Annotated in this window: 22 protein-coding genes and 1 tRNA gene; 10 read left to right on the forward strand and 13 right to left on the reverse strand. The window is 63.1% G+C overall.

What is annotated here, in order from left to right:
* Window positions 1-28: 28 nt before the first annotated feature.
* The gene (parC, locus tag AC1RUK_RS14030) at window positions 29-2,281 is read right to left on the reverse strand and encodes a DNA topoisomerase IV subunit A (protein ID WP_481835148.1); all 2,253 of its coding nucleotides are present in this window, start codon (window positions 2,279-2,281) and stop codon (window positions 29-31) included.
* A gap of 432 nt (window positions 2,282-2,713) precedes the next feature.
* Here parC and AC1RUK_RS14035 point away from each other — a divergent pair, with 432 nt between their 5' ends.
* Entirely contained in the window at window positions 2,714-3,901 is a 1,188-nt protein-coding gene (locus tag AC1RUK_RS14035; protein ID WP_481835147.1) for an aq_1923 C-terminal domain, read from the forward strand.
* A 114-nt stretch (window positions 3,902-4,015) separates the two neighbouring features.
* Here the strand turns inward: AC1RUK_RS14035 and aspS are convergent, their stop codons facing one another.
* Both aspS and AC1RUK_RS14045 read right to left on the reverse strand, forming a co-directional pair.
* Entirely contained in the window at window positions 4,016-5,806 is a 1,791-nt protein-coding gene (gene aspS, locus AC1RUK_RS14040; protein WP_481839508.1) for an aspartate--tRNA ligase, read from the reverse strand.
* 125 nt (window positions 5,807-5,931) lie between these two features.
* Complete coding sequence (locus tag AC1RUK_RS14045; RefSeq protein WP_481835146.1) at window positions 5,932-6,690, reverse strand: DeoR/GlpR family DNA-binding transcription regulator; 759 nt, start codon at window positions 6,688-6,690, stop codon at window positions 5,932-5,934.
* A 120-nt stretch (window positions 6,691-6,810) separates the two neighbouring features.
* On the opposite strand from AC1RUK_RS14045, the gene AC1RUK_RS14050 reads away from it, so the two are divergent.
* Window positions 6,811-8,022 carry an MFS transporter gene (locus AC1RUK_RS14050; protein ID WP_481835145.1) on the forward strand — a complete coding sequence of 404 codons (1,212 nt, stop codon included), beginning with the start codon at window positions 6,811-6,813 and terminating at the stop codon, window positions 8,020-8,022.
* A 23-nt stretch (window positions 8,023-8,045) separates the two neighbouring features.
* Here the strand turns inward: AC1RUK_RS14050 and AC1RUK_RS14055 are convergent, their stop codons facing one another.
* A complete protein-coding gene (locus AC1RUK_RS14055; RefSeq protein ID WP_481835144.1) occupies window positions 8,046-8,840 on the reverse strand; it encodes a GNAT family N-acetyltransferase in 795 nt (264 codons plus the stop codon).
* Between the two features lie 184 nt (window positions 8,841-9,024).
* On the opposite strand from AC1RUK_RS14055, the gene AC1RUK_RS14060 reads away from it, so the two are divergent.
* Window positions 9,025-10,269: an MFS transporter gene (locus tag AC1RUK_RS14060; RefSeq protein ID WP_481835143.1), complete on the forward strand. Its 1,245-nt coding sequence runs from the start codon at window positions 9,025-9,027 to the stop codon at window positions 10,267-10,269.
* A 73-nt stretch (window positions 10,270-10,342) separates the two neighbouring features.
* Entirely contained in the window at window positions 10,343-11,494 is a 1,152-nt protein-coding gene (gene rnd, locus AC1RUK_RS14065; protein WP_481835142.1) for a ribonuclease D, read from the forward strand.
* 18 nt (window positions 11,495-11,512) lie between these two features.
* On the opposite strand, the gene AC1RUK_RS14070 is transcribed toward rnd, so the two are convergent.
* Genes AC1RUK_RS14070 through guaB form a run of 3 tightly spaced genes read right to left on the reverse strand, consistent with a single transcriptional unit; the run spans window position 11,513 to window position 14,059 of the window.
* Window positions 11,513-11,932: an MAPEG family protein gene (locus AC1RUK_RS14070; RefSeq protein ID WP_481835141.1), complete on the reverse strand. Its 420-nt coding sequence runs from the start codon at window positions 11,930-11,932 to the stop codon at window positions 11,513-11,515.
* Window positions 11,929-12,606, reverse strand: coding sequence for a hypothetical protein (locus AC1RUK_RS14075; protein WP_481840307.1), 678 nt, complete (start codon window positions 12,604-12,606; stop codon window positions 11,929-11,931). The genes AC1RUK_RS14070 and AC1RUK_RS14075 overlap by 4 nt, the downstream gene beginning before the upstream one ends.
* Window positions 12,557-14,059 carry an IMP dehydrogenase gene (gene guaB / locus AC1RUK_RS14080; RefSeq protein ID WP_481835140.1) on the reverse strand — a complete coding sequence of 501 codons (1,503 nt, stop codon included), beginning with the start codon at window positions 14,057-14,059 and terminating at the stop codon, window positions 12,557-12,559. Before guaB ends, AC1RUK_RS14075 begins: the two co-directional genes overlap by 50 nt.
* Between guaB and AC1RUK_RS14085 the strand changes: the two genes are divergently transcribed.
* Together AC1RUK_RS14085 and AC1RUK_RS14090 are read left to right on the forward strand one after the other, a co-directional pair.
* Window positions 14,046-14,213: a hypothetical protein gene (locus AC1RUK_RS14085; RefSeq protein WP_481835139.1), complete on the forward strand. Its 168-nt coding sequence runs from the start codon at window positions 14,046-14,048 to the stop codon at window positions 14,211-14,213. The genes guaB and AC1RUK_RS14085 overlap by 14 nt on opposite strands.
* Before the next feature lie 136 nt (window positions 14,214-14,349).
* A complete protein-coding gene (locus AC1RUK_RS14090) occupies window positions 14,350-15,771 on the forward strand; it encodes an MFS transporter (protein ID WP_481835138.1) in 1,422 nt (473 codons plus the stop codon).
* A gap of 18 nt (window positions 15,772-15,789) precedes the next feature.
* Here AC1RUK_RS14090 and AC1RUK_RS14095 read toward each other — a convergent pair whose 3' ends face one another.
* Window positions 15,790-16,587 carry an RlmE family RNA methyltransferase gene (locus AC1RUK_RS14095; RefSeq protein ID WP_481835137.1) on the reverse strand — a complete coding sequence of 266 codons (798 nt, stop codon included), beginning with the start codon at window positions 16,585-16,587 and terminating at the stop codon, window positions 15,790-15,792.
* Entirely contained in the window at window positions 16,584-17,927 is a 1,344-nt protein-coding gene (locus AC1RUK_RS14100; protein ID WP_481835136.1) for a Ppx/GppA phosphatase family protein, read from the reverse strand. The genes AC1RUK_RS14095 and AC1RUK_RS14100 overlap by 4 nt, the downstream gene beginning before the upstream one ends.
* A 244-nt stretch (window positions 17,928-18,171) precedes the next feature.
* On the opposite strand from AC1RUK_RS14100, the gene AC1RUK_RS14105 reads away from it, so the two are divergent.
* Together AC1RUK_RS14105 and AC1RUK_RS14110 are read left to right on the forward strand one after the other, a co-directional pair.
* Window positions 18,172-19,101: a putative bifunctional lysylphosphatidylglycerol flippase/synthetase gene (locus AC1RUK_RS14105; protein WP_481835135.1), complete on the forward strand. Its 930-nt coding sequence runs from the start codon at window positions 18,172-18,174 to the stop codon at window positions 19,099-19,101.
* A gap of 200 nt (window positions 19,102-19,301) precedes the next feature.
* A tRNA-Gln gene (locus tag AC1RUK_RS14110) sits at window positions 19,302-19,375 on the forward strand.
* Between the two features lie 331 nt (window positions 19,376-19,706).
* Here AC1RUK_RS14110 and AC1RUK_RS14115 read toward each other — a convergent pair.
* Both AC1RUK_RS14115 and AC1RUK_RS14120 read right to left on the reverse strand, forming a co-directional pair.
* A complete protein-coding gene (locus AC1RUK_RS14115; RefSeq protein WP_481835134.1) occupies window positions 19,707-19,988 on the reverse strand; it encodes a hypothetical protein in 282 nt (93 codons plus the stop codon).
* A 190-nt stretch (window positions 19,989-20,178) separates the two neighbouring features.
* The gene (locus AC1RUK_RS14120; RefSeq protein ID WP_481835133.1) at window positions 20,179-20,367 is read right to left on the reverse strand and encodes a hypothetical protein; all 189 of its coding nucleotides are present in this window, start codon (window positions 20,365-20,367) and stop codon (window positions 20,179-20,181) included.
* A gap of 293 nt (window positions 20,368-20,660) precedes the next feature.
* Between AC1RUK_RS14120 and AC1RUK_RS14125 the strand changes: the two genes are divergently transcribed.
* The gene (locus AC1RUK_RS14125) at window positions 20,661-20,858 is read left to right on the forward strand and encodes a helix-turn-helix domain-containing protein (RefSeq protein ID WP_481835132.1); all 198 of its coding nucleotides are present in this window, start codon (window positions 20,661-20,663) and stop codon (window positions 20,856-20,858) included.
* 578 nt (window positions 20,859-21,436) lie between these two features.
* On the forward strand, window positions 21,437-21,826 hold the full coding sequence (locus tag AC1RUK_RS14130; protein ID WP_481835131.1) for a cupin domain-containing protein: 390 nt from the start codon (window positions 21,437-21,439) through the stop codon (window positions 21,824-21,826).
* Window positions 21,827-21,832: 6 nt separating this feature from the next.
* Here AC1RUK_RS14130 and AC1RUK_RS14135 read toward each other — a convergent pair whose 3' ends face one another.
* Both AC1RUK_RS14135 and AC1RUK_RS14140 read right to left on the reverse strand, forming a co-directional pair.
* Window positions 21,833-22,096 carry a hypothetical protein gene (locus tag AC1RUK_RS14135; RefSeq protein ID WP_481835130.1) on the reverse strand — a complete coding sequence of 88 codons (264 nt, stop codon included), beginning with the start codon at window positions 22,094-22,096 and terminating at the stop codon, window positions 21,833-21,835.
* A 119-nt stretch (window positions 22,097-22,215) separates the two neighbouring features.
* On the reverse strand, window positions 22,216-22,923 hold the full coding sequence (locus tag AC1RUK_RS14140) for an SMI1/KNR4 family protein (protein ID WP_481835129.1): 708 nt from the start codon (window positions 22,921-22,923) through the stop codon (window positions 22,216-22,218).
* Window positions 22,924-24,068: the final 1,145 nt, after the last annotated feature.

Consider the following 24,068-nt stretch of genomic DNA (forward strand, 5'->3'; position numbering starts at 1 on the left):
CCACCTCGAGGGGGGAGATTTAGCGGCGCTACCCGAACTTGCCCGTCCGCGGGAATCCCTTCGGCACCATCCGTCCGGCCGACGCTCTGGCGCCGATCCACTCCGCCAGTTCCTCGCGCGACTTGACGAAAGTGCGGTCGGCCGAATCCTGCCAGGACAGGCCGGTTTCCAGCGTAAAGGTTTTCAGGTCAAGAACGCCGCCGTCCTTGTATTTTTGCAGGCGAACGCCCTTGCCGCGGCCCATTTCCGGGATCTCGGAAAGCGGGAAGACCAGCATCTTGCGGTTCTCGCCGACGATGGCGAGATGGTCGCCGCCCACCACCAGGCAGCGCTTGGCCTCGTCCGGCGCCTTGACGTTCATCACCTGCTTGCCCTTGCGGGTGTTGGCGACGACCTCTTCCTCCGGCACGACGAAGCCGTTGGCGTCGTAGGACACCAGAAGCAGCTTGCGCTTGGGGTCGTGGACGAAGGCGGTGACGATGTCCTGGTCGTTGTCCATGTCGACGATGATGCGGATCGGTTCGCCATGGCCGCGTCCGCCCGGCAGCCGGTCGGCGCCGATCGTGTAGAACTTGCCGCCGGTGGTGAAGACCAGGATCTTGTCGGTGGTCTGGGCGTGGAAGGCGAGCTTGAGGCTGTCGCCCTCCTTGAAGGTGAGCGTCGAGTGGTCGCTCAAATGACCTTTCATCGCCCTGAGCCAGCCCTTTTCGGAGACGACCACGGTGACCGGCTCGCGCTCGATCATGGCGTGCGCGATGTCGGTAAGGTCATGCTCGGGCGCGTCGGCGAACTGGGTCCGCCGCTTGCCGAGTTCGGTCTGCGGTCCGAACTTGTCGCGGATGCTGCTGACTTCCCACTTGATCGTCGCCCATTGCTTGGCATTCGACGCCAGCAGCGCCTCGATCTGCTTCTTCTCGGCGGTGAGGCCGTCGAACTCCTTGCGGATCTCGATCTCTTCCAGCTTGCGAAGAGCGCGCAGGCGCATGTTGAGGATGGCTTCGGCCTGGGTGTCGGTCAGCGACCAGCGGGCCATCATCACCTGCTTGGGCTCGTCCTCCTCGCGGATGATCCTGATCACCTCGTCGATGTTGAGGTAAGCGATGAGATAGCCGGCGAGGATCTCCAGCCGCCTTTCGATCTCGCCAAGCCGATGCTTCGAACGGCGGATGAGCACGTCGCGGCGGTGCTCGAGCCATTCCTTGAGCACGCCCTTCAGCGACAGCACGTTCGGCACCTTGCCGCGCGACAGCACGTTCATGTTGAGCGGGAAGCGGCTTTCGAGTTCGGTCAGCTTGAACAGCGATTCCATCAATATGCCCGGATCGACCGAACGGCTCTTCGGCACCAGCACGACGCGGATGTCCTCGGCGCTCTCGTCGCGGATGTCCTCCAGAAGCGGCAATTTGCGCGCCATCAGCAGCTCGGCGATCTTCTCGATCAGCCGCGCCTTCTGGACGCCGTAGGGGATCTCGGTAACGACGATGCTCCAGGTGCCCCTGCCCTGGTCCTCCTGGCTCCATTTCGCCCGGACGCGAAAACCGCCGCGGCCGGTCTCGTAGGCTTCCAGGATCGAGGCGCGGCTGTCGACGATGATGCCGCCGGTCGGGAAATCCGGGCCCTGGACGAAATCCATCAGCGCCGTCACCGGCGCGTCCGGATTCTCGATCAGGTGTAGTGCCGCGTCGCAAAGCTCGGCGGCATTGTGCGGCGGGATCGAGGTCGCCATGCCCACCGCAATGCCGGACGAGCCGTTGGCTAGCAGGTTCGGGAAGGCGCCGGGCAGCACGACCGGCTCCTCGTCCTCCTCATTGTAGGTCGGCCGGTAATCGACCGCGTCCTCGGTGATGCCGGCGAGCAGCTCGGTCGCCACATCGGTCATGCGCGCTTCGGTGTAGCGCATGGCGGCGGCGTTATCGCCGTCGATGTTGCCGAAATTGCCCTGCCCGTCGACCAGCGGGTAGCGCATCGAGAAATCCTGCGCCAGGCGCACCAGCGCGTCGTAGATCGACTGGTCGCCATGCGGATGGAACTTGCCCATCACCTCGCCGACGATACGGGCGCATTTGGCGAAACCCTGGTCGGGATTGAGCCTGAGCAGCCGCATGGCATGCATGATGCGGCGGTGCACGGGCTTCAGCCCGTCGCGCACATCCGGCAGCGCCCTGTGCATGATGGTCGACAACGCATAAGCGAGATAGCGCTCTTCCAGCGCCTTCTTCAGATCGATCGGTTCGACGTGATCACCACCGCCATCTTGAGGCGGCAAAAGCCTTTTTCCCATGGGGCTGCACTAGCCGAGCGGGTGATTCGCGGCAAGCGCCGGTGTGCGAATCCGCACTTCGCGCGGCCTTTGGGCGGCAAAACGGGCGACACCTGGGCGGGCGCAGCCGCCTCAAACCTACCGCACGGATGTGATGGACTTCACGGAATTGCCGGCGCGGCCACGTCTATGTGCAACAGCATCGGAAGCGGTGCCGGCGCCAGCCAACATCAATCTGTTACAAGCCCTGTCTAAGGCATGACGCGATGACGCATGGAAATCCGATCTTCATGACAAATTCACCGCACCACGCAAAGACCGAGGATCGGGTTTGCCTTTCGCCGTGATTTTCGACCATTCTGTCCGACAACGCCTTTATCCCGTCCAGTTCGTCACAGAATGGTGAGGCGCAACCAATGAAGACATTTTTCAGGACATCTCAGGGGACTTGAAATGACAATCCAACACTCATTCCGCAAACTCGCTTTTTCGACCTTTTTGCTGACGCTGCCGCTGAATGCCGCTTTCGCGCAGGACACTGCCGTCGCCGACCGGCTCAAGGCGACGCTCGCCGCCCAGGGCGTCGACATTTCCTGGACCGGGGTGACCGGCGACGCCACCAGCATGGTGCTGCAGGGCGTGTCGGTGAAACCGGCGGCCGAGAAGGAGGCGCTGCCGATCGGCGACGTCAAGCTCGAGGGCGTGACCGAGGCCAATGGCGGTTATGACATCGCGACCGTGTCAACCTCGGCTTTCCAACGCACCCAGGACGGCATCACCCTCGATCTCAGCCCCTTCGTCATTCATGACATGACTGTTCCGGCCGATGGCGCCACCGGACCGACGGGCTCGATGCTGATGTACAAATCGGCCGAACTCGCCAACATGACGGTCAAGGTCGCCGACAAGACCGCCTTCTCGATGGACGGCCTCGCCATCGAGATCACGCCGCCCGCCGACGGCAAGGCGATGGAATTCACCGGCACGACGGAAAAGTTCAATGCCGACCTGACCCTGGTCGAGGACCCGAAGTCGAAGGAGGTCATCGACGCGCTCGGCTACCAGAACATCACCGGCAATATCGACGTGGCCGGCACTTGGCAGCCTTCGGACGGCAAGATGGAACTGTCCCAATACAACATCGCGGTCGACAATGCCGGCAAGTTCGGCATGACCTTCGACCTCGGCGGCTATACGCTCGATTTCGTAAAGTCGGTGCAGGAGATGCAGAAGAAGATGGCGGCGCAGCCCGAAGGTGCCGACAATTCGGCGCAAGGCATGGCCATGCTCGGCCTGATGCAGCAGCTCACCTTCAACGGCGCCTCGATCCGCTTCGACGACGATTCGCTGACCGGCAAGGTGTTGGAGTATGTCGGCAAGCAGCAAGGCATGTCGGCCAAGGACATCGCCAACCAGGCCAAGGCGATCGTGCCGTTCGGCATGGCGCAGCTCAACAATCCGGAACTGACGGCCGAAGTGACCGCCGCGGTCAGCAAGTATCTGGACGACCCGAAGAGCCTCGAGATTTCGGCCGAGCCGCCGGCCTCGGTGCCGTTCGCGCTGATCATGGCCGGCGCGATGTCCAACCCGCTCGACCTGCCGAAGACGCTGGGCGTCAAGGTCACGGCGAACGAAGACTGATCGACAGGGTTCCTGAAAGCAGAAAGCCCGGCAGCGATGCCGGGCTTTTTTGTTGGATTGTCGAATCGAAAGAATCGGTTCCGGCCTTTTTTTAAAGTACCGGTCGAAACGGGATCAGGCGTCCTTCTTGGCCGCCGCGACGCGCAGCGACAATTCGCGAAGCTGCTGCGGCGTGGCTTCCGAGGGCGCGTTCATCAGGAGGTCATAAGCCTGCTGGTTCATCGGGAACATGGTGACCTCGCGCAGGTTCTTGGCCCCGACCAAAAGCATGACGACGCGGTCGATGCCGGCCGCCATGCCGCCATGCGGCGGCGCGCCGTACTGGAAGGCACGGTAGAGGCCGCCAAAGCGCTCCTCGACGGTCGCGCGGTCGAGCCCGACCGTCTCGAAGGCCTTGACCATGGTTTCCGGCAGATGGTTGCGGATGCCGCCGGAGGCGATCTCAAAGCCGTTGCAGACCATATCGTACTGGAACGCTTTGATGCCGAGCAGATCCTCGCCGTTGAGCGCGTCGATGCCGCCTTGCGGCATCGAGAACGGGTTGTGGGCGAAATCGATCTTCTTCTCCTCCTCGTTCCATTCGAAGAACGGGAAGTCGACGATCCAGCACAGTTCGAAGCGCTCGCGGTCGACAAGATTGAGCTCTTCGCCGGCGCGGGTGCGTGCAGCACCCGCGAAGGACACGAACTTCTTCGGGTCGCCGGCGACGAAGAAGGCGGCATCGCCGTCTGCAAGGCCGAGCTGGAGGCGGATCGCCTCGGTGCGTTCCTCGCCGATGTTCTTGGCCAGCGGTCCCGCGCCTTCGAGCTTCTCGCCCTCCTTGCGCCAGAAGATGTAGCCCAGGCCAGGCTGGCCCTCGCCCTGCGCCCAGGAGTTCATGCGGTCGCAGAAGGCGCGCGAGCCGCCGGTCTTGGCCGGTATGGCCCAGATCTCGGCCTTCGGATCGTTGGCGAGGATGTTGGCGAACACCTTGAAGCCGGACTCGCGAAAATGGTCGGAGACCGCCTGCATCTCGATCGGGTTGCGCAGGTCCGGCTTGTCGGTGCCGTATTTGCGCATGGAGACATCATAGGGAATGCGCTGGAATTTCTGCGTCACCGGCTTGCCGTTGGCGAAGGTCTCGAAGACCGCGCGGAGGACGGGCTCCATCGTGCCGAGCACGTCGTCCTGCTCGACAAAGCTCATCTCCAGATCGAGCTGGTAGAATTCGCCCGGCAGACGGTCGGCGCGCGGATCCTCGTCGCGGAAGCAGGGCGCGATCTGGAAGTAGCGGTCGAAGCCCGACACCATGATCAGCTGCTTGTATTGCTGCGGCGCCTGCGGCAGCGCGTAGAAGGTGCCGGGATGGATGCGTGACGGCACCAGGAAGTCGCGCGCGCCCTCGGGCGACGACGCGGTCAGGATCGGCGTCGAGAATTCGGTGAAGCCGACCTCGTCCATGCGCTTGCGCATCTCGGCGATGATTTTTGTCCGCGCCACGATGTTCTTGTGCAAAGTCTCGCGGCGCAGGTCGAGGAAGCGGTACTTCAGGCGGATGTCTTCCGGATAGTCGGGCTCGCCGAACACCGGCAGCGGCAGTTCCTTGGCCGCCGACAGCACCTCGATCTCGCGCGCGAAAATCTCGATTTCGCCGGTCGGCAGATTGGCATTGGTTGTCTCGGGCAGGCGCGCCTTGACCTCGCCGTCGACGCGGATGACCCACTCGCCGCGCACGGTCTCGGCGATCTTGAAGGCCGGCGAATCCGGATCGGCGACGATCTGGGTCAGGCCGTAATGATCACGCAGGTCGATGAACAGCAGGCCGCCATGGTCGCGCACGCGATGCACCCAGCCCGACAGGCGGACGGGGACGCCGACGTCGCTCTTTCTCAATTGGGCACAGGTGTGGCTGCGGTAACGATGCATTGTCATGATGAAGTCCGGAACTGGTTGCAGGCCGACGGGCCGGCTCGGAAAATTTGCGCGAAAAGCGCATGAGAGGCCGGTTTTGTCAAGGCAAGCGGGCGGTTCCGATGCGGCGCGCCAACTGTTCAGGCGAAGCGGATTTCAGCGCCCTGACGCTCGAAATCGGCGAGGATAGCGGCCGGCGCCGTCTTTTCGACCACCAGATGGCGGATCGCTTCAGGCCCGGCGACGCGGTAGGGCGCCGCCGTGGCCAGCTTGTCGTTGGTGACGGCGATGACGATGCCGGCGCTGTTCCTGGCCATGGCCCGCTTCACCTCGGCCTCCGCCGAATCGAACGCCGTCACGCCGCGTGAGGCATCGAGACCGCAGGAGCCCAGGAAAAACAGGTCGGCGCCAAGCTGCGCGACGGCAGCCAGCGTATCGGCGCCGACGCAGGTTCCCAGGTCGCGGTCGAACCTGCCACCCAGCATGATCAGTTCGACCAAGGCGTGTTCGGAGAGAGCCGAAGCGACGCCGAGCGAATTGGTGGCTATGGTCAGTTCGAGGTCGCGCGGAATGGCCCTGGCGATCGCGGCATTGGTGGTGCCGCCGTCGATGAACAGGCTTTGCCCGCTGGAGAGCAGAGTCACCGCCGCGCGCGCCAGCCGCATCTTCTCCTCGACCGCATGGCTATCGCGCTGGCTGATTGGTGCAGCGGCGAAAGGTGCGGCCGCGACCGCGCCGCCATAGACGCGGCGGCATTGCCCGGCCTTGGCCATCTCCCTCAGGTCGCGTCGGACCGTGTCTTCCGAAACGCCGAAGCGGCTCGCCAGTTCGCCGGCCAGTACCCTTCCCTCCGCCGCAAGCCGGTCGCGGATGAGCTGGTGCCGTTCGTCGGTAAGCATTGCATGATCCTGTTTCTTTGTGCACGTTCTTGCATGTTTTCCGTGTTTATGCAAGAAGTCGAACAATTCAGGCAGTTGGACAGGCCAGCCGCCGGCACCTCTTTCCCTGAAGGCATTGCGATGACCCTTGGCCTCAGCCTCGCCCCTCAGCACCGGGTCTATGCCGGGTTTGCGATCTATTCGTTCGCCATGGGCAACATCTTTCCGCGGCTGCCGGACATCAAGCATGCCATGGGCATCGAGGACGGCACGCTCGGGCTCAGCCTGATCGGAACGCCGATCGGCACCTTGACCGCGCTGACGTTGGCGACGCCGATGCTGGAACGGGTCGGCTTCCGCCGCGCGCTGCTCGGGCTGGTCCCATTGGTGGCGGCAACCTATGCCATCGCGGTGCACGCGCCGGGGCCTGTCTCGCTGTTCCTCATGCTCCTTCCGGTCGGACTGATGATCGGCAGCATCGAGATCATGCTCAATGTCGAGGCCGACAGAACGGAATTCCTGCTGAAGCGCCGGATCATGAACCGGGCGCATTCGTTCTGGAGCATGGGCTTCTTCGGCGCCGGCCTGTTCGGCGCGGCGCTCGGCCATCTCGGCATGTCGCCGCAACTTCACCTAGCTATCGTCGTGCCGATGGTGGCGATATCGATGCCGCTGTTTCTCGGCGGCTACGAACCGGCGCCGAGCCGCTTCGCCGGCAACGGCGACAAGGCGCCCAGGCTGGCAAGGCCGACGCTGCCGATCCTCGTCCTCGTCGCGGTGACGCTGTCGGCAATGCTCTTGGAAGGTGCCAGCATCGACTGGTCGGCGATCTACATGCGCACCGTGTTCGACTCCGGTCCCTTCGTCGCCGGATTCACGGTGGCGCTGTTCGCATTCTCGCAAGCGACCACGCGCTTCTTCGCCGACAGCTTTGTCGACCGCCACTCGCCAAGCGGTGTGGCGCGTGTGCTGCTGGCGAGCATGGCGGCGGGCGTGCTGCTGGTCTTCCTGTCGCCTGCCCCATTTGTGTCCATGCTGGGCTTTGCCCTTTTGGGGATCGGCAGCAGCGCTCTCTTTCCGCTGGCGATCTCCGCGGCCGCCCAGCGGACGGATCGCCCCGCGGCAATCAATGTCGCGGCGCTGTCGCAGATCTCCTTCGTCGCCTTCCTGCTCGGTCCGCCGCTGCTCGGCTTCGTCTCGGACCATTGGGGTATCCGCTCGGCCTTTGCCATTGGCATCCCGTTCATCGCGCTTAGCCTGCTGACCGCCGGGTCGCTTGGCCGAAGGGCGCCCTCGGAGAAGCCCGCTGCGCCGTCGAGCGAGAAAATACTGGCGCGGGCCAGCGAGGCATAGACTGGTCTCCCGTCATCAGGCGGTCAGTGGGTGAAGCGCGCACTTTCACCAGGCGTGGCAGCCCCACACACGACAGCCGGATCCGGACGAAGTCCGCATGATTCCACCATTCGCCGGGACGGCATGTTCGATGCCGATACGAGCTCATAGATGTGCGTTGCATGCAGATCGCGAAACACATTGAGGATCATGCGAGCGTTGATGTAGGCGCCGAGCCCTCGGCCTCTATGCGATTGCGCGACCGCAACCAGTCCGCCCCACGCATATCGGTGATAGGCACTGTAGGGATTGTGAGGCAAGTAGCCATGCGCGGTTGCCGCGACAGCTCCTGCCTCGTCGCCCACCACCACCGTCGTCGCCGGCCCCAAGGTTCCGGCCAGCAGTGATCCCGAAAATGGCACCACGCCCGACGCCGCCATGAGCGCCTGGATGCGGGCCGTATACTCGCCATCCGGCTCGGCCGGCCTTTCTCTATCGACAAATCCGTCGGGCAATCCTCGACCGACAATCGCTTCCGATGCCACCAGGGCATTTGCCTGATCGGCCACGAACACGTCCCAGGTGTCGAAGCGGTAGCCCCCCTTGGCCAATCGCGACTTGAGTTCGCCCACCTTGCCTGCAGGTATCATGCGAAAGCCGAAGATGCCGTCGCGATTGAGGATCTTGTCGATCAGCTCCCACCCGAACTGATCGGGATCATCGCACCCCATCGTGCGCCCAGTCTGGCACGCGCCGGGGGTCGTCCTGATGAAGTCGACACTCGCCTCAGCCTCAGCTTGCAGGCGCTGCTGAAGCTCCGTGCCGAAATAGTCTGACATGGAAAGTCCCACTCTTTGTCATGAGCCCCATGGAGTGTAGCAAGCACTTCGGAATACGGCCAAGCTGCTTTCTGTTGGAACCAGCCGGGCTCCCTTGTTGGCTCAACGCCGCCGGGAATTGCCGCTGGCATTGGCGGTGGCGATGGTTCAAGAAGGGTCAACGAAAAGTGATTGCCTTTCCTTCATGTCCTCCATCCGTCCGCTGATCCCACTCCTCATCGCCGCCGGCATCCTGCTTGGCGGCAATGGGCTGCAGGGCACGCTGATCGCGCTGCGCGGTGCCCAGGAAGGGTTTTCCGCCACAATCATCGGCCTGCTGGGCACGTTCTATTTCGCCGGCTTCCTGCTCGGCTGCCTGGCCGTCACCCGCATCCTCAAGGCGGTCGGCCATGTCAGGACCTTCGCCGCGCTGGCGGCGACCGCATCGGCCGGCACGCTGCTGCTGGTTTTGGTCATCGACCCGGTGATGTGGTGCGCGGTGCGCTTTGCCGGTGGCTTCTGCTTCGCCGGGCTGTTCACCGTCATGGAAGCCTGGTTGAATTCGGGCGTCACCAACAAGGACCGCGCACGCGTGCTTGCCATCTACCGCATGGTCGATATCGGCTCGGTGACATCAGCGCAGTTCCTGATCCCGGTCTTCGGCGCCGGCGGCTTCACCATCTTCGCCATCATGTCGATGATGATCACACTGTCGCTGGTGCCGGTGTCGCTCGGCGACCGCTCCAACCCGACGCCGCCGGAGGACGTCAAGCTTGACCTTGCGCGCGTCTGGCGGATCTCGCCGCTCGGTTGCTTTGGTTGCATCTGCGTCGGCGTCACCAACAGCGCCTTCCGCACGCTGTCGCCGGTCTATGCCGAACAGCTCGGTATGTCTGTGGCCGACGTCGTCACCTTCGTCAGTGTCGGCATTTTCGGCGGCGCCCTCATCCAGTATCCGCTGGGCTACCTCTCCGACCGCCGGGACCGGCGCACGGTGCTCCTGGCGACGACGTGCTGCGCCATGCTCGCGGCGCTGGCGCTGGTGTTCATCCCCGGCAACGACCCGTTCCTCAACTTCGTCATCGTCTTCATCTTCGGCAGCTTCGCCATGCCGCTCTATTCGCTCTCGGCGGCGCATTCCAACGACCGCGCCGGCAAGGGCGAGTTCGTGCTGATCAACGCGGCGCTGATGCTGTTCTATTCCTTCGGCGCCATCGGCGGTCCGTTCGCGGCCTCGACGGCGATGCAGTATTTCGGACCGGGCGCCCTGTTTGTTTTCAGCGCTGTCGTGTACGCCATTCTCATCATCGTGATCCTCTACCGGATGCAGGTGCGCTCCGGCGTGCCGGCGGGCCACCGCAGCCGGTTTATCGCGCTGTTGCGTACATCGACGGTATTTGCGCGGCTGGCGCGGCGGAACGGTGATTCCGATGGATCGACGGACACATGACCGTGCAGCGGCTTGACGAAAGCCCGCGCGGCTGAAATTGAAAGAGACCTAATATGTTGCCAAAAGCGATTTGATGCACGTCATCACCACCCAAAGTGAACTCGAGACCGTTGTCGCCGCGTTCGAAAAGTCGGATTTCGTCACCGTCGACACCGAATTCATCCGCGAAACGACCTTCTGGCCGATTCTCTGCCTGATCCAGATGGCGGCACCTGGCGTGACGGCGCTGATCGACCCGCTGTCGCCCGATATTGACCTGAAACCCTTCTTCCGGCTGATGGCCAACGAAGCGGTGGTCAAGGTCTTCCACGCGGCGCGCCAGGACATCGAAATCATCGTCCATCTCGGCGATCTCGTGCCGCATCCGGTGTTCGACACCCAGGTGGCGGCGATGGTCTGCGGCTTCGGCGACAGCGTCTCCTACGACCAGCTGGTGCAGCGCATCACCGGGGCCAGGCTCGACAAATCCTCGCGCTTCACCGACTGGCGGCATCGTCCCTTGTCCGACAAGCAGCTCGACTATGCGCTGGCCGACGTCACCCACCTGATCGAGGTCTATCAGCACCTCAGCGCCGAACTGGTACGGGAAAACCGCGCCCATTGGCTGAACGAGGAAATGGAGGTGCTGACCTCGCGCGAGACCTACGATCCGCATCCGGAGGACGCCTGGAAGCGGCTGAAGATGCGCCTGCGCAAGCCGCAGGAGCTGGCGATCGTGCAGGCAGTGGCCGCATGGCGCGAGCGCGAGGCGCGCGAGCGCGACGTGCCGCGCGGACGGGTGCTGAAGGACGACGCGATCTATGAGGTCGCGCAGCAGGCGCCGCGCGATACGGCGGGACTTGGCCGCCTGCGCACCACGCCGAAAGGCTGGGAACGCTCGGCGACGGCGACCGCCCTGCTCGGCGCGGTCAACACCGCCCTGGCCTTGCCGAAGGAAGCGATGCCGAAGCTGCCGAAGAGTTTTCAGCCGCCGGAAGGCTCAAATGCCGCGTCGGAACTGTTGAAAGTGCTTTTGCGCATCGTTGCCGAAAAGGAAGGCGTGGCGTCGAAGGTACTGGCGTCCAGCGACGACATCGACCGCATCGCCGCCGAGGGCGAGGCAGCCGACGTGCCGGCCCTGCAGGGCTGGCGGCGGGCCGTGTTCGGCGAAGCGGCGCTCAAGCTGGTGCGCGGCGAGATCGGCATCAAGTTCGACAAGCGCAAGATCGCGCTGTTCGATCTGTAGCGATTGCGCTGGTGCGGCTCAAACCGCCCCAAGCAAATGGAACGCGAACCAGATCCAGGCCAGTAGCAGGACAACCGCGCCGAAGAAGAAGGCGCGGCTGCGCAGACGCACCCGGTTGCTGGTCAGATGCACCCAAGCATGGACATAGCGCGACAGGATGAAGATCCACATCAGTGCCAGCGTCAGGTAGTTGACGCCGTTGGTAACGAAAAGCGCCAGGCAGAGGGCGTGGAACAGCACCGGCAATTCGAACTGGTTGATCAGATTGTTGGCGACGGTGACGCTGGAGACCGGCTCGGTCGAACGGACCTTGTACTGACCGACCTTGGCCTCGCCGGACTTGATGGCAAAATACCGGCGCCGGGCCATCACCAGATAGACGATATAGACAAGCAGCACATGCGCCAGAACAGGCCAGAAGATCGCGGTCTGGTTCACGATTGCTCCCCGCCCTCAGCGGGCCGCCGCTGACCTGCCAGGTAAAAGACCGCAATGACGGCCAAGGGTATCGCCAGCAGCGCGAATTTGGTGACGGTCAGCGCCGAGGCGAAGGCGAGCGAATCGGGGTTGGCCGACTGGAAATCGGACAAGAGCCGCGCTACCGCGAAATTCTGCGCGTAATCGGCGAGCATGTAGGGCAGCACGAGTACGACCGCGAACAGCGCCTGGACCGGCGCGATCATCGCCCGGAAATTCCTCAGTTGCCGGCCGGTTGCCAGAATCAGGCTCACCAGGGTCAGCGACAACAGCGCCGGGAACAGCAGATCGAAGGTCAGGTAGTGCCAGACCAGGATGATCTCGCCGCCACGCCGGCCAAGCGCCGTCAGCCATGCCATGCCTTCGTCCGGGGTAAAGCCGGCAAGACGCATGTCGAGCGACGGCAGGCCGCCGCTCAAACTGCGGAAATAGAGGAACTCCATCGCATTCATGGCGACGAAGACCGCCGCGGTCGCGAAACTGAGTGCAGCGGCGTGGCGCGACAGCCGGAGCACAATCGCCGTCAGATTACGCCAAAATGCGTAACGATCCCGTTGATCGGGCTGATCGGCCCGATCGGCCTGATCAAAGTCCGCCCGGATAATTCGGGCTTTCGCGGGTGATCGTGACGTCATGGGCGTGGCTTTCACGAAGTCCGGCGTTGGATATGCGCACAAAAGTGGCGCGGCCGCGGAAATCGGCAAGGTCGCGGCCACCGACATAACCCATAGCGGCTTTCAGGCCGCCCGCAAGCTGGTGCAGTACGCCAGACACAGGTCCTTTGTAGGGAACCTGCCCTTCGATGCCTTCCGGAACCAGTTTCAGCGTGTCGCGGACCTCGGCCTGGAAGTAGCGATCGGCGGAGCCGCGGGCCATGGCACCGACCGACCCCATGCCGCGGTAGGCCTTGAAGGAGCGTCCCTGGTGCAGATAGACCTCGCCCGGGCTCTCGTCGGTGCCAGCGAGCAGTGAGCCGATCATGGCCGCACTTGCACCGGCGGCGAGCGCCTTGGCGAGATCGCCCGAATATTTGATGCCGCCATCGGCAATCACCGAGACGCCCGATCTGTGCGCTGTCTCGACCGCCGACATGATGGCCGAAAGCTGCGGCACGCCGACGCCGGCGACGATGCGGGTGGTGCAGATCGAGCCCGGGCCGATGCCGACCTTGACGGCGTCGGCGCCGGCATCGATCAGCGCCTGCGTGCCCTCGGCGGTGGCGACGTTGCCGGCCAGGATGCGCACCGAATTGGACAGTTTCTTGGCCCGCGTCACGGCATCGAGCACCCGCTGCGAGTGGCCGTGCGCGGTGTCGATGACCAGGAGGTCGACGCCGGCATCGATCAGCCGCTCGGCGCGCTCGAAGCCGTCATCACCGACGCTGGTGGCGGCGGCGGCGCGCAGGCGTCCCTGCGCATCCTTGGTGGCGTGCGGGTTGAGCTGCGACTTCTCGATGTCCTTGACGGTGATCAGGCCGACGCAATTGCCCTTCCTGTCGACGACAACCAGCTTTTCGATGCGGTGCTGATGCAGCAGCCGTTTGGCCTCGTCCTGGTCGACATTCTCCTTGACCGTGATCAGGTTCTCACGGGTCATCAATTCGTAGACCTTTTGCGCCGGATCGGAGGCGAAGCGCACGTCGCGGTTGGTCAGGATGCCGACCAGCCGGCCGACTGTGTGTCCACCCGTGCCGCCGTTCTCGACCACCGGAATGCCCGAGATCGAGTAGGTGCGCATCAGCCCTAGCGCGTCGGCGAGCGTCGCGTCGGGACCGATGGTGACCGGGTTCACCACCATGCCGGATTCGAACTTCTTCACCTGCCGCACCTGCTCGGCCTGCTCGGCCGGCGAGAAATTACGGTGGATGACGCCGATGCCACCGGCCTGGGCCATGGCAATCGCGAGCCTGGCCTCGGTGACAGTGTCCATGGCAGCCGACAGGATCGGCACGTTGAGGTCGATGTCGCCGGCGATGCGGGTGCGGATGTCCGTCTCGCCGGGCATGACCTCGGAATGACCGGGCTGCAACAGCACGTCGTCAAAGGTCAGCGCCAGCGCGCCGGTGGACGTTTCGATGATCTTTGCCATGGCCAGTCCTCGGAATACAAAAAAGCGCTGGACCGCAATGGACAGCGCCGACTCGTTTCTTCCCTTTCAGGATTGGCGCTGGCTGGTAACACGTCGCGGCGCCGATGAAAAGCCGATCATTGCAAGCCATCGCAAACTATGGGGTTTGTCCTGACAGCCGCCACCAAGCGTTGAGGTCGCACAAAAGTGACAGCAAATTAATGCGACATCCGGACCGAGGCATGGTAACCGCCCCTCGTGTCGGCTTGCCCCCGGTCGACGACACAGAAAATCAAGTCCGGACGCGTTTTGTGAACCGCACCATTCCGCTCATCCTGGCGGTCGCTCTTTTCATGGAAAACATGGATTCGACCGTCATCGCGACGTCATTGCCGGCGATCGCCATCGACATCCACACCAGCCCGATCGCGCTCAAGCTGGCGCTGACCGCCTATCTGGTGTCGCTGGCGATCTTCATTCCGATCAGCGGCTGGATGGCGGACCGCTTCGGCGCCAAGAATGTCTTTCGCGCGGCGATCGCGGTGTTCATCGTCGGTTCGGTCGCTTGCGCCGTTTCCAATTCGCTGCCGGCCTTCGTCGTGTCGCGCTTCCTGCAAGGCATAGGCGGCGCCATGATGACGCCGGTCGGGCGCCTGGTGCTGGTGCGCGCGACGCCAAAGAGCGAGCTTGTCGCCGCCATGTCCTGGCTGACCGTTCCGGCGCTGGTCGGACCGCTCGTCGGTCCACCGATCGGCGGCTTCATCACCACCTATTTCACCTGGCACTGGATCTTCCTGATCAACGTGCCCATCGGGCTCATCGGCATCTGGCTCGCCACCCGCTTCCTGCCGGAAACCGACGAGACCGAAACACCGCCGCTCGATCTCATCGGCTTCGTGCTGAGCGGGCTGGCTGCGTCCGGCGTGGTCTTCGGCCTGTCGGTGGTCAGTCTGCCCGCCCTGCCGCCGATCGCCGGCTTCATCACCGTGGCCGTCGGGCTGATTTCGGGCGCCCTCTATCTCTTGCATGCGCGCCGCGCCCAAAACCCACTTCTGGCGCTCGAGCTGTTCCGCAACCAGGTGTTCCGCTCCTCCGTGCTCGGCGGCGGCCTGTTCCGCATGGGCATCGGCGCGGTTCCGTTCCTGCTGCCGCTGATGTTCCAGATCGGTTTCGGGCTGACGCCGTTCCAGTCGGGCATGATAACCTTCGTCTCGGCGATCGGCGCCATCGGCATGAAATTCGTCACCGCGCTGATTTTCCGGGTGGCAGGCTTCCGCCGCGTGCTGATCATCGGCTCGCTGGTGGCGGCGGCATCGATCGCCGTCTACGGGCTGTTCACGCCCGATACACCCTATGTGCTGATGCTCGCCATGCTTTTGGTCGGCGGCTTCATCCGCTCGATGTTCTTCACCGGCGTCAACGCGCTGGCCTATGCCGAGGTCGCGGCCGCCGACACCAGCAAGGCAACACCGATCGCCGCCGTGTTCCAGCAACTGTCGATCGCGCTCGGCGTGGCTGTCGCGGGCGGCATTCTGGAAGTGTCGACATCGATCCACGGCGGACCGCTGACCCTCGCCGATTTCCACACCGCCTTCGTCATCGTGGCGGCGATTTCCGCGGCCGCATCGCTGTCGTTCATGCGACTGGCGCCCGATGCCGGCAACGCGGTGTCCGGCCATGGTCGGCTGACAACGCCCAAGGAACTAGAGCCGGTCAGCACGCCCGGAAGCTGACGCCACGCAACGGCGGCCTCATCCTTCGGACGGCTTCGGCCCTTCGCTATGGCTCCGGGCGCTCGAGTCCTTCGAAACGTCCATTGGACGTTTCGATCCGCCTGACGGCGGACCGGCCTCTCGCCCTTTGAAGTCTTTCGCCAATAAATAAAGCTCCACCGACTCATCCCTCGACGCCGGCGGCTTGACGTGGTGCACCGAGCGGAAATTCCGTTTGAGCATGGCGAGCAGTTCGTTTTCGGCGCCGCCCTGAAAAGTCTTGGCCAGGAAATGGCCGCCGGGTTTCAGGACAGAAAGCGCGAAATCCGCCGCGACCTCGCACAAATGCATGGTGCGGATGTGGTCGGTCCGCTTGTGGCCGGTGGTGGGCGCGGCCATGTCGGAGAGCACGACATCAGGATCGCCGCCGAGCGCCTCGGCGAGCTTTTGCGGCGCCTCGGGATCGAGGAAATCCATCAAAAGCACCGGCGCGCCAGGCACCGCATCCATTTCCAGATAGTCGATGCCGATGACATGCGGTTTGTCGGCCGTCGATTTGGTGCGCGCCGCGGCGACCTGGCACCAGCCGCCAGGGGCGGCACCAAGATCGATGACCTTCATGCCGGGCTTCAACAGATGATGCTTGTCGTCGATCTCGATCAGCTTATAGGCCGCGCGCGAGCGGTAGCCGTCGGCCTTGGAGCGCTGCACATAGGGGTCGTTGATGTGGCGCTGCAGCCAGCGGCGCGACGATTCCTTCAGGCCGCTTTTCTTCTTGATCCGCGTCTTCAAGACGCGGATGCCGGCCGAACCCGGCTTCTCAGGCTTTTTGGTCATGCTCTGACCCGCCCATCACCGCGCCAGACGCCGTCGTCGGCCATCAGCTCGCTCAATATGCCCTCGCGCAGGCCGCGGTCGGCGACGCGCAGACGCTCCGACGGCCACACAGCGCGGATCGCTTCCAGTATGGCGCAGCCGGCGAGCACAAGGTCGGCGCGGTCAGCGCCGATGCAGGGATTGGCGACGCGCTGCTGGAAATCCCAGCCGACCAGTTTTTCGACCATGCGGTCGACACTGTCACGATCCATCCACAGCCCGTCGACCCGGCGGCGGTCGTAGCGCTCGAGATCGAGATGAACACCGGCCAAGGTCGTCACCGTGCCGGAGGTGCCGAGCAGATGAAAATTCGGACTGGCGAGCACATGTGCCAACCGGTCGCGCCCGTCGAAGCCCTTCAGCCGGACCGCGACATCCTCGACCATGGCGGCGAAGATCTCGCGCGTCACCGTGCGGCCGCCAAAGCGTTCGGCCAGTGAGACGACGCCGACCGGCAGCGAGGTCCATGAGACGATGTGGTTGGCAAGCCGTGGCGAACGGCGGCCGGTGAGGTCGATCAGCGCGATCTCGGACGAGCCGCCGCCGATGTCGAACAGGACGACGCCTTGCGTATCGCGCTCGACCAGCGAGCCGCAGCCCGACACCGCCAGCCGCGCCTCGGTCTGGCGGTCGATGATCTCGAGCTTCAGCCCCGCCTCGCGCTCGACGCGCTCGAGGAATTCGACGCCATTGTCGGCCGAGCGGCAAGCTTCGGTGGCGATCAGCCTCGCCTTCCGGATCTTGCGGTTGCGCAGCTTGTCGCCGCAGACCTTCAGCGCCTCGACGGCGCGGTCCATGGCGGCCTGACCGAGGCGGCCGTTGGCGGTAAGCCCCTCGCCCAGCCTGACGATGCGCGAAAAGGCATCGATGACCCGGAACTGGCCGTGGCGCGTCGGCACCGCGACCAGCAGGCGGCAATTGTTGGTGCCGAGATCGAGCGCGGCGAACACCGGCAGTTCCTGCATCGGCGGCCGACCGTGCTGCGGCCGGGCCGCTATCGGCGAAGGCGCGGCTTCGGGCTGACGGGTGACCGGCGCGACACTGGCGGCTGGCGCCGGTGCCTTCGCGGCAGGATTGTCGTCGCGGGCGAAAACCTTGCGGCCGCGCCGGCGCTTGCGCCGTTTTCTTGATTTGCCTTTCTGGTGCTGGGCCTCGCCCGCCTCGTCAGCATGCCTGCTGCCTGGCCCCGCATGGCGATCGTGATGCCGCCCGGCGGATGGGCTTGCCTGACCTGGCGGCGTCGGCGAAGCCCTGGACACGCCCACTGCCGGCGCACCGGCGCCGGTGTCGTGGTCTTCCACTTCAGTTCCTTCCGGCGCCGCGCGAACCGGAGACCGGACGCAGCAGGCGCTTAAATGTTTCAAGTTGCCGCCAGACTAACAGCGCCGGGCCGGATCACCAAGAGCGCGCGCGGGTGAATTTTCACGGCGCAATGTGACGGCAGCGCTTCGCTGTTGAATAGCCGGCTTCAATCAGGCATGTCTGAAATCGAGGGCGGACTGGGAAAGAGACGCGGGGCCAAAGCCTGACGATGAGCTGCAACGCATGAACTGGAGACGCTATCTCTGGCCGGTCATCGGCATTGCGGCGGTCATCTTCTCGCTCCTGCTTTTGTGGCACGAGTTGCGCGGCATCTCGATCGTCGACGTCTGGGACGGCATTGTCGCGATCCCCGCACGCGCCTGGCTGCTGGCAGGCTTGAGCTCCGTCATCGCCTACGCCTCACTCGCCGGCTACGACCACATCGCGCTGCTGCATATTGGCAGACGAGTGTCGTGGCTGTTCGTCACCTTCTGCTCCTTCACCACCTATGCGCTGTCGCACAATATCGGCGGTTCGGTGATCTCGGGTGCCGTGATCCGCTACCGCGCCTACGGCACCAGGGGGCTCACCGGCCAGGACGTCGGCGTGCTCGTCGCCATCTGCTGGATCACGTTCGTGCTGTCCAGCCTGCTCGTGGGCGGCCTCGTGCTGGTGTTCGAACCCGACATCATCGACCGTTTTTCCGGCGCCCCGCATCACGGGCTGGCGATCGCCGCCGGCCTTGCCATGCTGATCCTCGTCGGCGCCTATGTCTTCGGCAGCTGGCTGCATCTGAAGCCACTCAAGATCGGCAGCTTCCAGCTGCATTATCCGGTCCTGCCGATCGTGGCGCGGCAATTGCTGATCGGTCCGGTCGAGCTCCTGGCGGCGGCAGCGATCATCTTCTTTGCGCTGCCCGCCGGCAACCCGGGCTATTTCGTCATCCTCGGCGTCTTCCTGGTGTCGTTCTCGGTGGCGCAGATCTCGCACGCGCCGGGCGGGCTCGGCGTGTTCGAGGTGGTGTTCCTCGCCGGCCTGTCGCACATGGACCCGGTCGGCGTGCTGGCGGCGCTCCTGGTGTTCCGCCTTTTCTACCTGATCATCCCGCTGCTGATCGCGCTCTGTGTCGTGCTGTTCTTCGAGCATTCGCAATACAGCCGGAGCGAGAATTGAGGGGCTGGGCGAATTGAGGCGCTGGGTAAAGCTCGGATGACGCTCTCGGCCTGACGACGCGCCGGTGAACGCGGCGTTGGAACAGTCTGATCAAACCTGGTGATTGAAACGCGGCGCAGGCTTGACTATTTTCCGGCGGCGGCTACAAGGCAGCCGCAACGGCGAATTTGCCGTCAGCTTCGCGTGGTCTCCGCGCCTGCTGGGGAATAGGTTAACGGTAGACCCACGGACTCTGACTCCGTTAGTCCTGGTTCGAATCCAGGTTCCCCAGCCAAGCAATTAAGCCAATAAGGCCAAGCACTTAGAGGCCCAGCACAGGCACCTTCGCATGTTGCATAGCGACTGCAACACGAGCAAGCCGATTTGTTCTGCGCCTGTTCGCCAACGAAAAAGCCCGCCACCACAAAGAGGCAACGGGCTCAACATCGTTTCGGGTGTGGAATGATTACAGCCCTTGGGCGCCCTCGATAAAGCCGGGCTGATCATAATCGGCGTGATCAGCCTCCCGCTCGTCGTCACCTTCGCGATCGTAGCGGGGTTCGTCCACAGTGCATCCTAGGCCGTCGCTGGATAAAGAAAGGCCCGGAAGCCGAAGCCGCCGTCAATTATAGCCAGTTCGAAAACCACGGACTGGTGTCATACCCTAAGCGCGGATTATGCGGATTATAATGATCCAGGAAGTTTGCGGCCCTATTTGACGGTCGCGCAACAACGGTGCCCGTCGATTTGCAATCCAGTTTCGGGGTCGGCTTGCTGCCAGCCTTCATATGAGCTGCAGAACACGACGAGGTTGCAGCCTGAGCGGCGGCCACCTTTTTCTTCTCTTTCGCAACAGCTGCTCCGGTGGCGGCCAATACCATTGCTACGCCAAAGACAACGAGTTTCATTGAAACGCCCTCACCCTCTCCTGCACAATCCGAAATGATTGCGCCTAGTTAACCTTACGTCAACCACATTTTGTCCGCATCGACAGCGAATAGTGCCAGTAAAAGAGCCCGCCACCGTGAGGTAGCGGGCCAATTATTCCAGACCGGAAGAATTAGCGGGCGAAGAGCGGGAATGCCGGCCCGACGATCGTCAGTGACGGCTCAGGCCGCAACCGGTAGCGGCGACTGCGAAATCGGCCTCCAGGTTGTCGAGCACGCGGCCACCGGCGGTATGCAGGGCGTTCGAGGTCTTCAGAAGGATGCAGGCAAGGCTGCAGCGCCCAAGGCGCGTTCTTAGGGCTGCTGCGGCCAGCAGCATGGCTATGGCGGCGTAGGTCATGACTGCCTCACCACGAAAACAAACCCGGCCTCATGGTCGATCTGGACGCGATATTCCGCGCCGCCGTCGATCAATGACATTGCAGTTGCGATAAAGGCGGCGTCGCGCGCGATCCGCAGCGCCGCAGCGCCGCAGCGGCCATCGGCTTGGCAGCGGGCATAGCTTCGCCGGCTGCCGTAACATGGGTGTTCGGCATTGGATTTCTCCAGTTGGTTGTGATACTTACACTTGTGAAATTAGCACAAGGGATATGAGTTGTGAAGCCTGCACAAGTGAGGATGGCGAGAGCGGCATTGAACTGGTCCCTGGCCGACCTTTCGAAAGCGGCGGGAGTTCATCGCAATACGATCTCGAATTTCGAGACAGGCAGGTATGGTGGTTCGGAAGATGCCTTGGCCGCGATCGAGCAGGCTCTCATTGCGGCCGGCGTCGAGTTCATCGCTGAGAACGGCGGCGGCGCTGGGGTGAGGCTCAAGAAACCAGCGCCCTAGCGTAGCGCCTCTTGCCCCTCAATGTTCCTCGCTAGGGTATGAGCCACGATCGGATCTGGCCCCGATAGCTCGAATCCTTTAGGCGCCATGAAGAGCAGCACGATAGCCACTGCTATCGACGCAATCACGCTTGCGGTGCGGGCTAGACTTCTCATTGATCTCTACTCGTTTACAGTCCGCCGTATAACGTTGGGATGCTCGTGACGGGTTGCAACTAACCCTTAGTCTAGGTCCAGCCTCGGGCGCCTACCTGCTGCTGCGCTAAGGCGGGCGGCTCTTTCAAGCGAAAAGCCCGCTGCCGGGGGGGGCAGCGGGCCTTGGAAACGGGCCGGAAAGGATGTGGGGGGCACAAGGGGATCCGGCCAGCACAATCAACGGCGGCTGCAGGAAATCGTTCCGCTGCTGTCGTCGTTGGTAATTTCCGTACAGAGTTCAACACCTCTTCACCTTCGGCGTGATCTCCTCGATCTGTGCCTTGACGCCGATCTTGTTGGAAAGCGCCCAGGCTTTTTTGTAGTGTCTCGGTTTGAAATCGCCGCATATAATTCTAAGTCGCTATCAACCTTGTGGAGATCGTTGTGAACGCTCCCAGAACGGCGCTACGGCTCTTTGCGAATGCTTCAGGTGCGAGCTGTTTTGAAACTTATGAAATCTCCCACAATCTAAGGGACTTCGCACCGCCAGCCGCCCCTCTATGGGCTTCGGATGCCGAACCTGCTTCGGCGTACGTATTGATCCGGCTACCCGTTGGCTGGAATGGTGAAAAACATCCAACCCCCAGGCGACACATCCTGTTCGGCCTCGGCGGCAGGATGAGGATTACGCCAGATATTGGCGAATCCCGTGTCATCTCGACTGGCGACATTCTAAAGATGGAGGATACGGAAGGTGGCGGCCACTTCACAGAGGTCATCTCTGATGAGCCGTTCGATGCGGTCATGATTCAACTGCCCGATATTTCAAACTGAGACCGTTTAGCGACGCTGCTCTGGCGTCCTCGAATAGTTGGTAAACACCAGGGTGCGGTCAGGGCGCCCCGCGTCCCGGCACGGCTGACAGAACAGCACCGTGATCAGATCCCGGTGCAGGCACCCATGGTCCTCGCCGAGGCGGTCGACGAGCGCTTGGACGTCGAGTTTCACATGTCGGTTGCACGTCATGCAGTCGACCGATAGTCCCGAGCCGATCTGCAGTTTCTTGCCCAACGTGTTCTCGACGAAGGGGTATTTCATGGTCATTGGACAGGCGATCTCCGTTGAAGGGTTCGCCGCAACGGGAGGATTATATTCCTCGTCTCGATCTCACTGGCAAGGCTAATACCAAGTTCGTAGATTGTGACAGGATTGCCAAGCGGCCGTCATAGGAAGGGGCCAGGTGCGCCCAGAAGGCTTCGTGCGCCTTCGTGGAAGTCGTTTGATGGGGGGGCTTTCAATCGGAACCGGCGCAGCACTGGCTCTTCCGCCGCTTCCAATCTGAAATTGCCGCTTTCCAGCAGGCCGGCGATCCAGTCGAGGAACTTGCCAAGGGATTCCGCAAGCACCGCCTTCACATCTTCGTCGCGCCCAAAGAGGATGACCTGGCCGACGCGACCGCTGGGCCAGGGATCGAAATCGAGACCGATATGATTGCCTGAGCCATCATGGGTCAGCGGTATCCAGCGCGGATTGATATAGGCCGGGTCAACCGCGCGTTCAGGCCACGCCCCTCCGGGAATTTCATAGCGATTGCCGCCGAAATCGGCGAGCACATCGACCCAGGCTTTCCATTGCGCCCCTGCCTGGTGCAGCGGCAGCAGCGGAAGTCCATAGATATGGCCCCGACGGTCGTCGTTTTCGCCGTCGTGCCATCGGTATAGGTCGCGATAGGCGCGCGGCATCTTGAGGCCGATCAGGCGCTCGAACGCATCCAGTTGCGCGTCCGTGGCCGGCGGATTGAACACATATTTGTCTGGCGGCAGATGGGCAGCATACCAGGCATCAAGGCGCGCAAGCACCGGCGCGATATCTTCCTCCAGCAACGGCTTCGCCTGTCCCGGCGGCCGTTTGGGACGGCTGGCTTCGGCCATGGGGGTTTTTGTCCTGATTTGCCGCATTGCGCACATGGTAGGAAGCAGCCCCGCAAGGCTCAGGGCCCCGAAGATAGACGCACCGATCAGCACATTGCGCCTGCTCCGATCCATCACGGACATTCCGGCGCGATTGATCGGCGCCGCCACACAAGCCCCGAAGGCGTCAGCGGCTCGATGAACGACAACCGGCCCCCGCCGGCAGACTTACGTATAGAAACCCCACGCAACATCGAATTTGATTCAATAATCGCACGGTCGTTTCCGTTCCGTTAGCTGTGGCTGAATTAACCAATCGTAGACCGCGCTGTCCTATTCTGAGACAGCGCGGTCAAACTACTACCCCTGGCTGCGCAGGCGGCTCCGGCTAAACCCAGCCCCCAAGCCGGTCGGAGCCGCCACTCTGCTAATATACTAGCAATGGTTGAATCAACGGTTACCACACGTGCTTTCTAGTGCGCTGTGCCGATCGTTAGACTTTGATGGAACCGCCGCCGGAGAAGCCCCGCCAGCGCGGCTGCAAACCCCGAAAACATAAGCCACGAAGGGGAAAAAGCCCGCTGCCTGGGGGTGGGCTTGTTGGGGCGGCAGCGGGCTTCGTTGCTAGGCAACATCGAGACCATGAGCCGGCGCCAATGCGGAAGACCTTAACGGAACCCGGACAATTTTACCGATCGGCCCGTCGCCTGTGGATACTAGGCAAACGCTGTGTGGGCGACCGTCTATTGCCGCTTGGTGCTTTCTTCCCGTCGCAGCTCGGCTGAATGAAAAACCTCGCCGCTTCATTTGCGAAGCGGCGAGGCCCCAGCCGCCCCAATTGCCGGGCCCCAACACACCCGGCGCTTCTGACACTGCAATTCTGGTGCCAGCGGCGAATGACCCGTTGTGGAGCAGACCAGCCATTGCCTAGGCGTTCCGGCCCCGCGGCCGGGACGCTCCGCCAGCGCGCGTTCTCGTCGGCTCATCTCGCTATCGTGTATTAGCATGTGCTTGTATTTCTCCTGAAGCAGGATCATGCTTAGGGAGCGGGCGGAGGAGGCCATCAGGTTAACGATGGTTGAAGGGGTTAGGTTATGGAAGCCGTTTGTTACGTCCCCAGCGCATTCTGTCTGTTGTCGTTCCTCGTCAGCGTCGCGATGGCGTTC

Source organism: Mesorhizobium monacense, assembly GCF_056781675.1.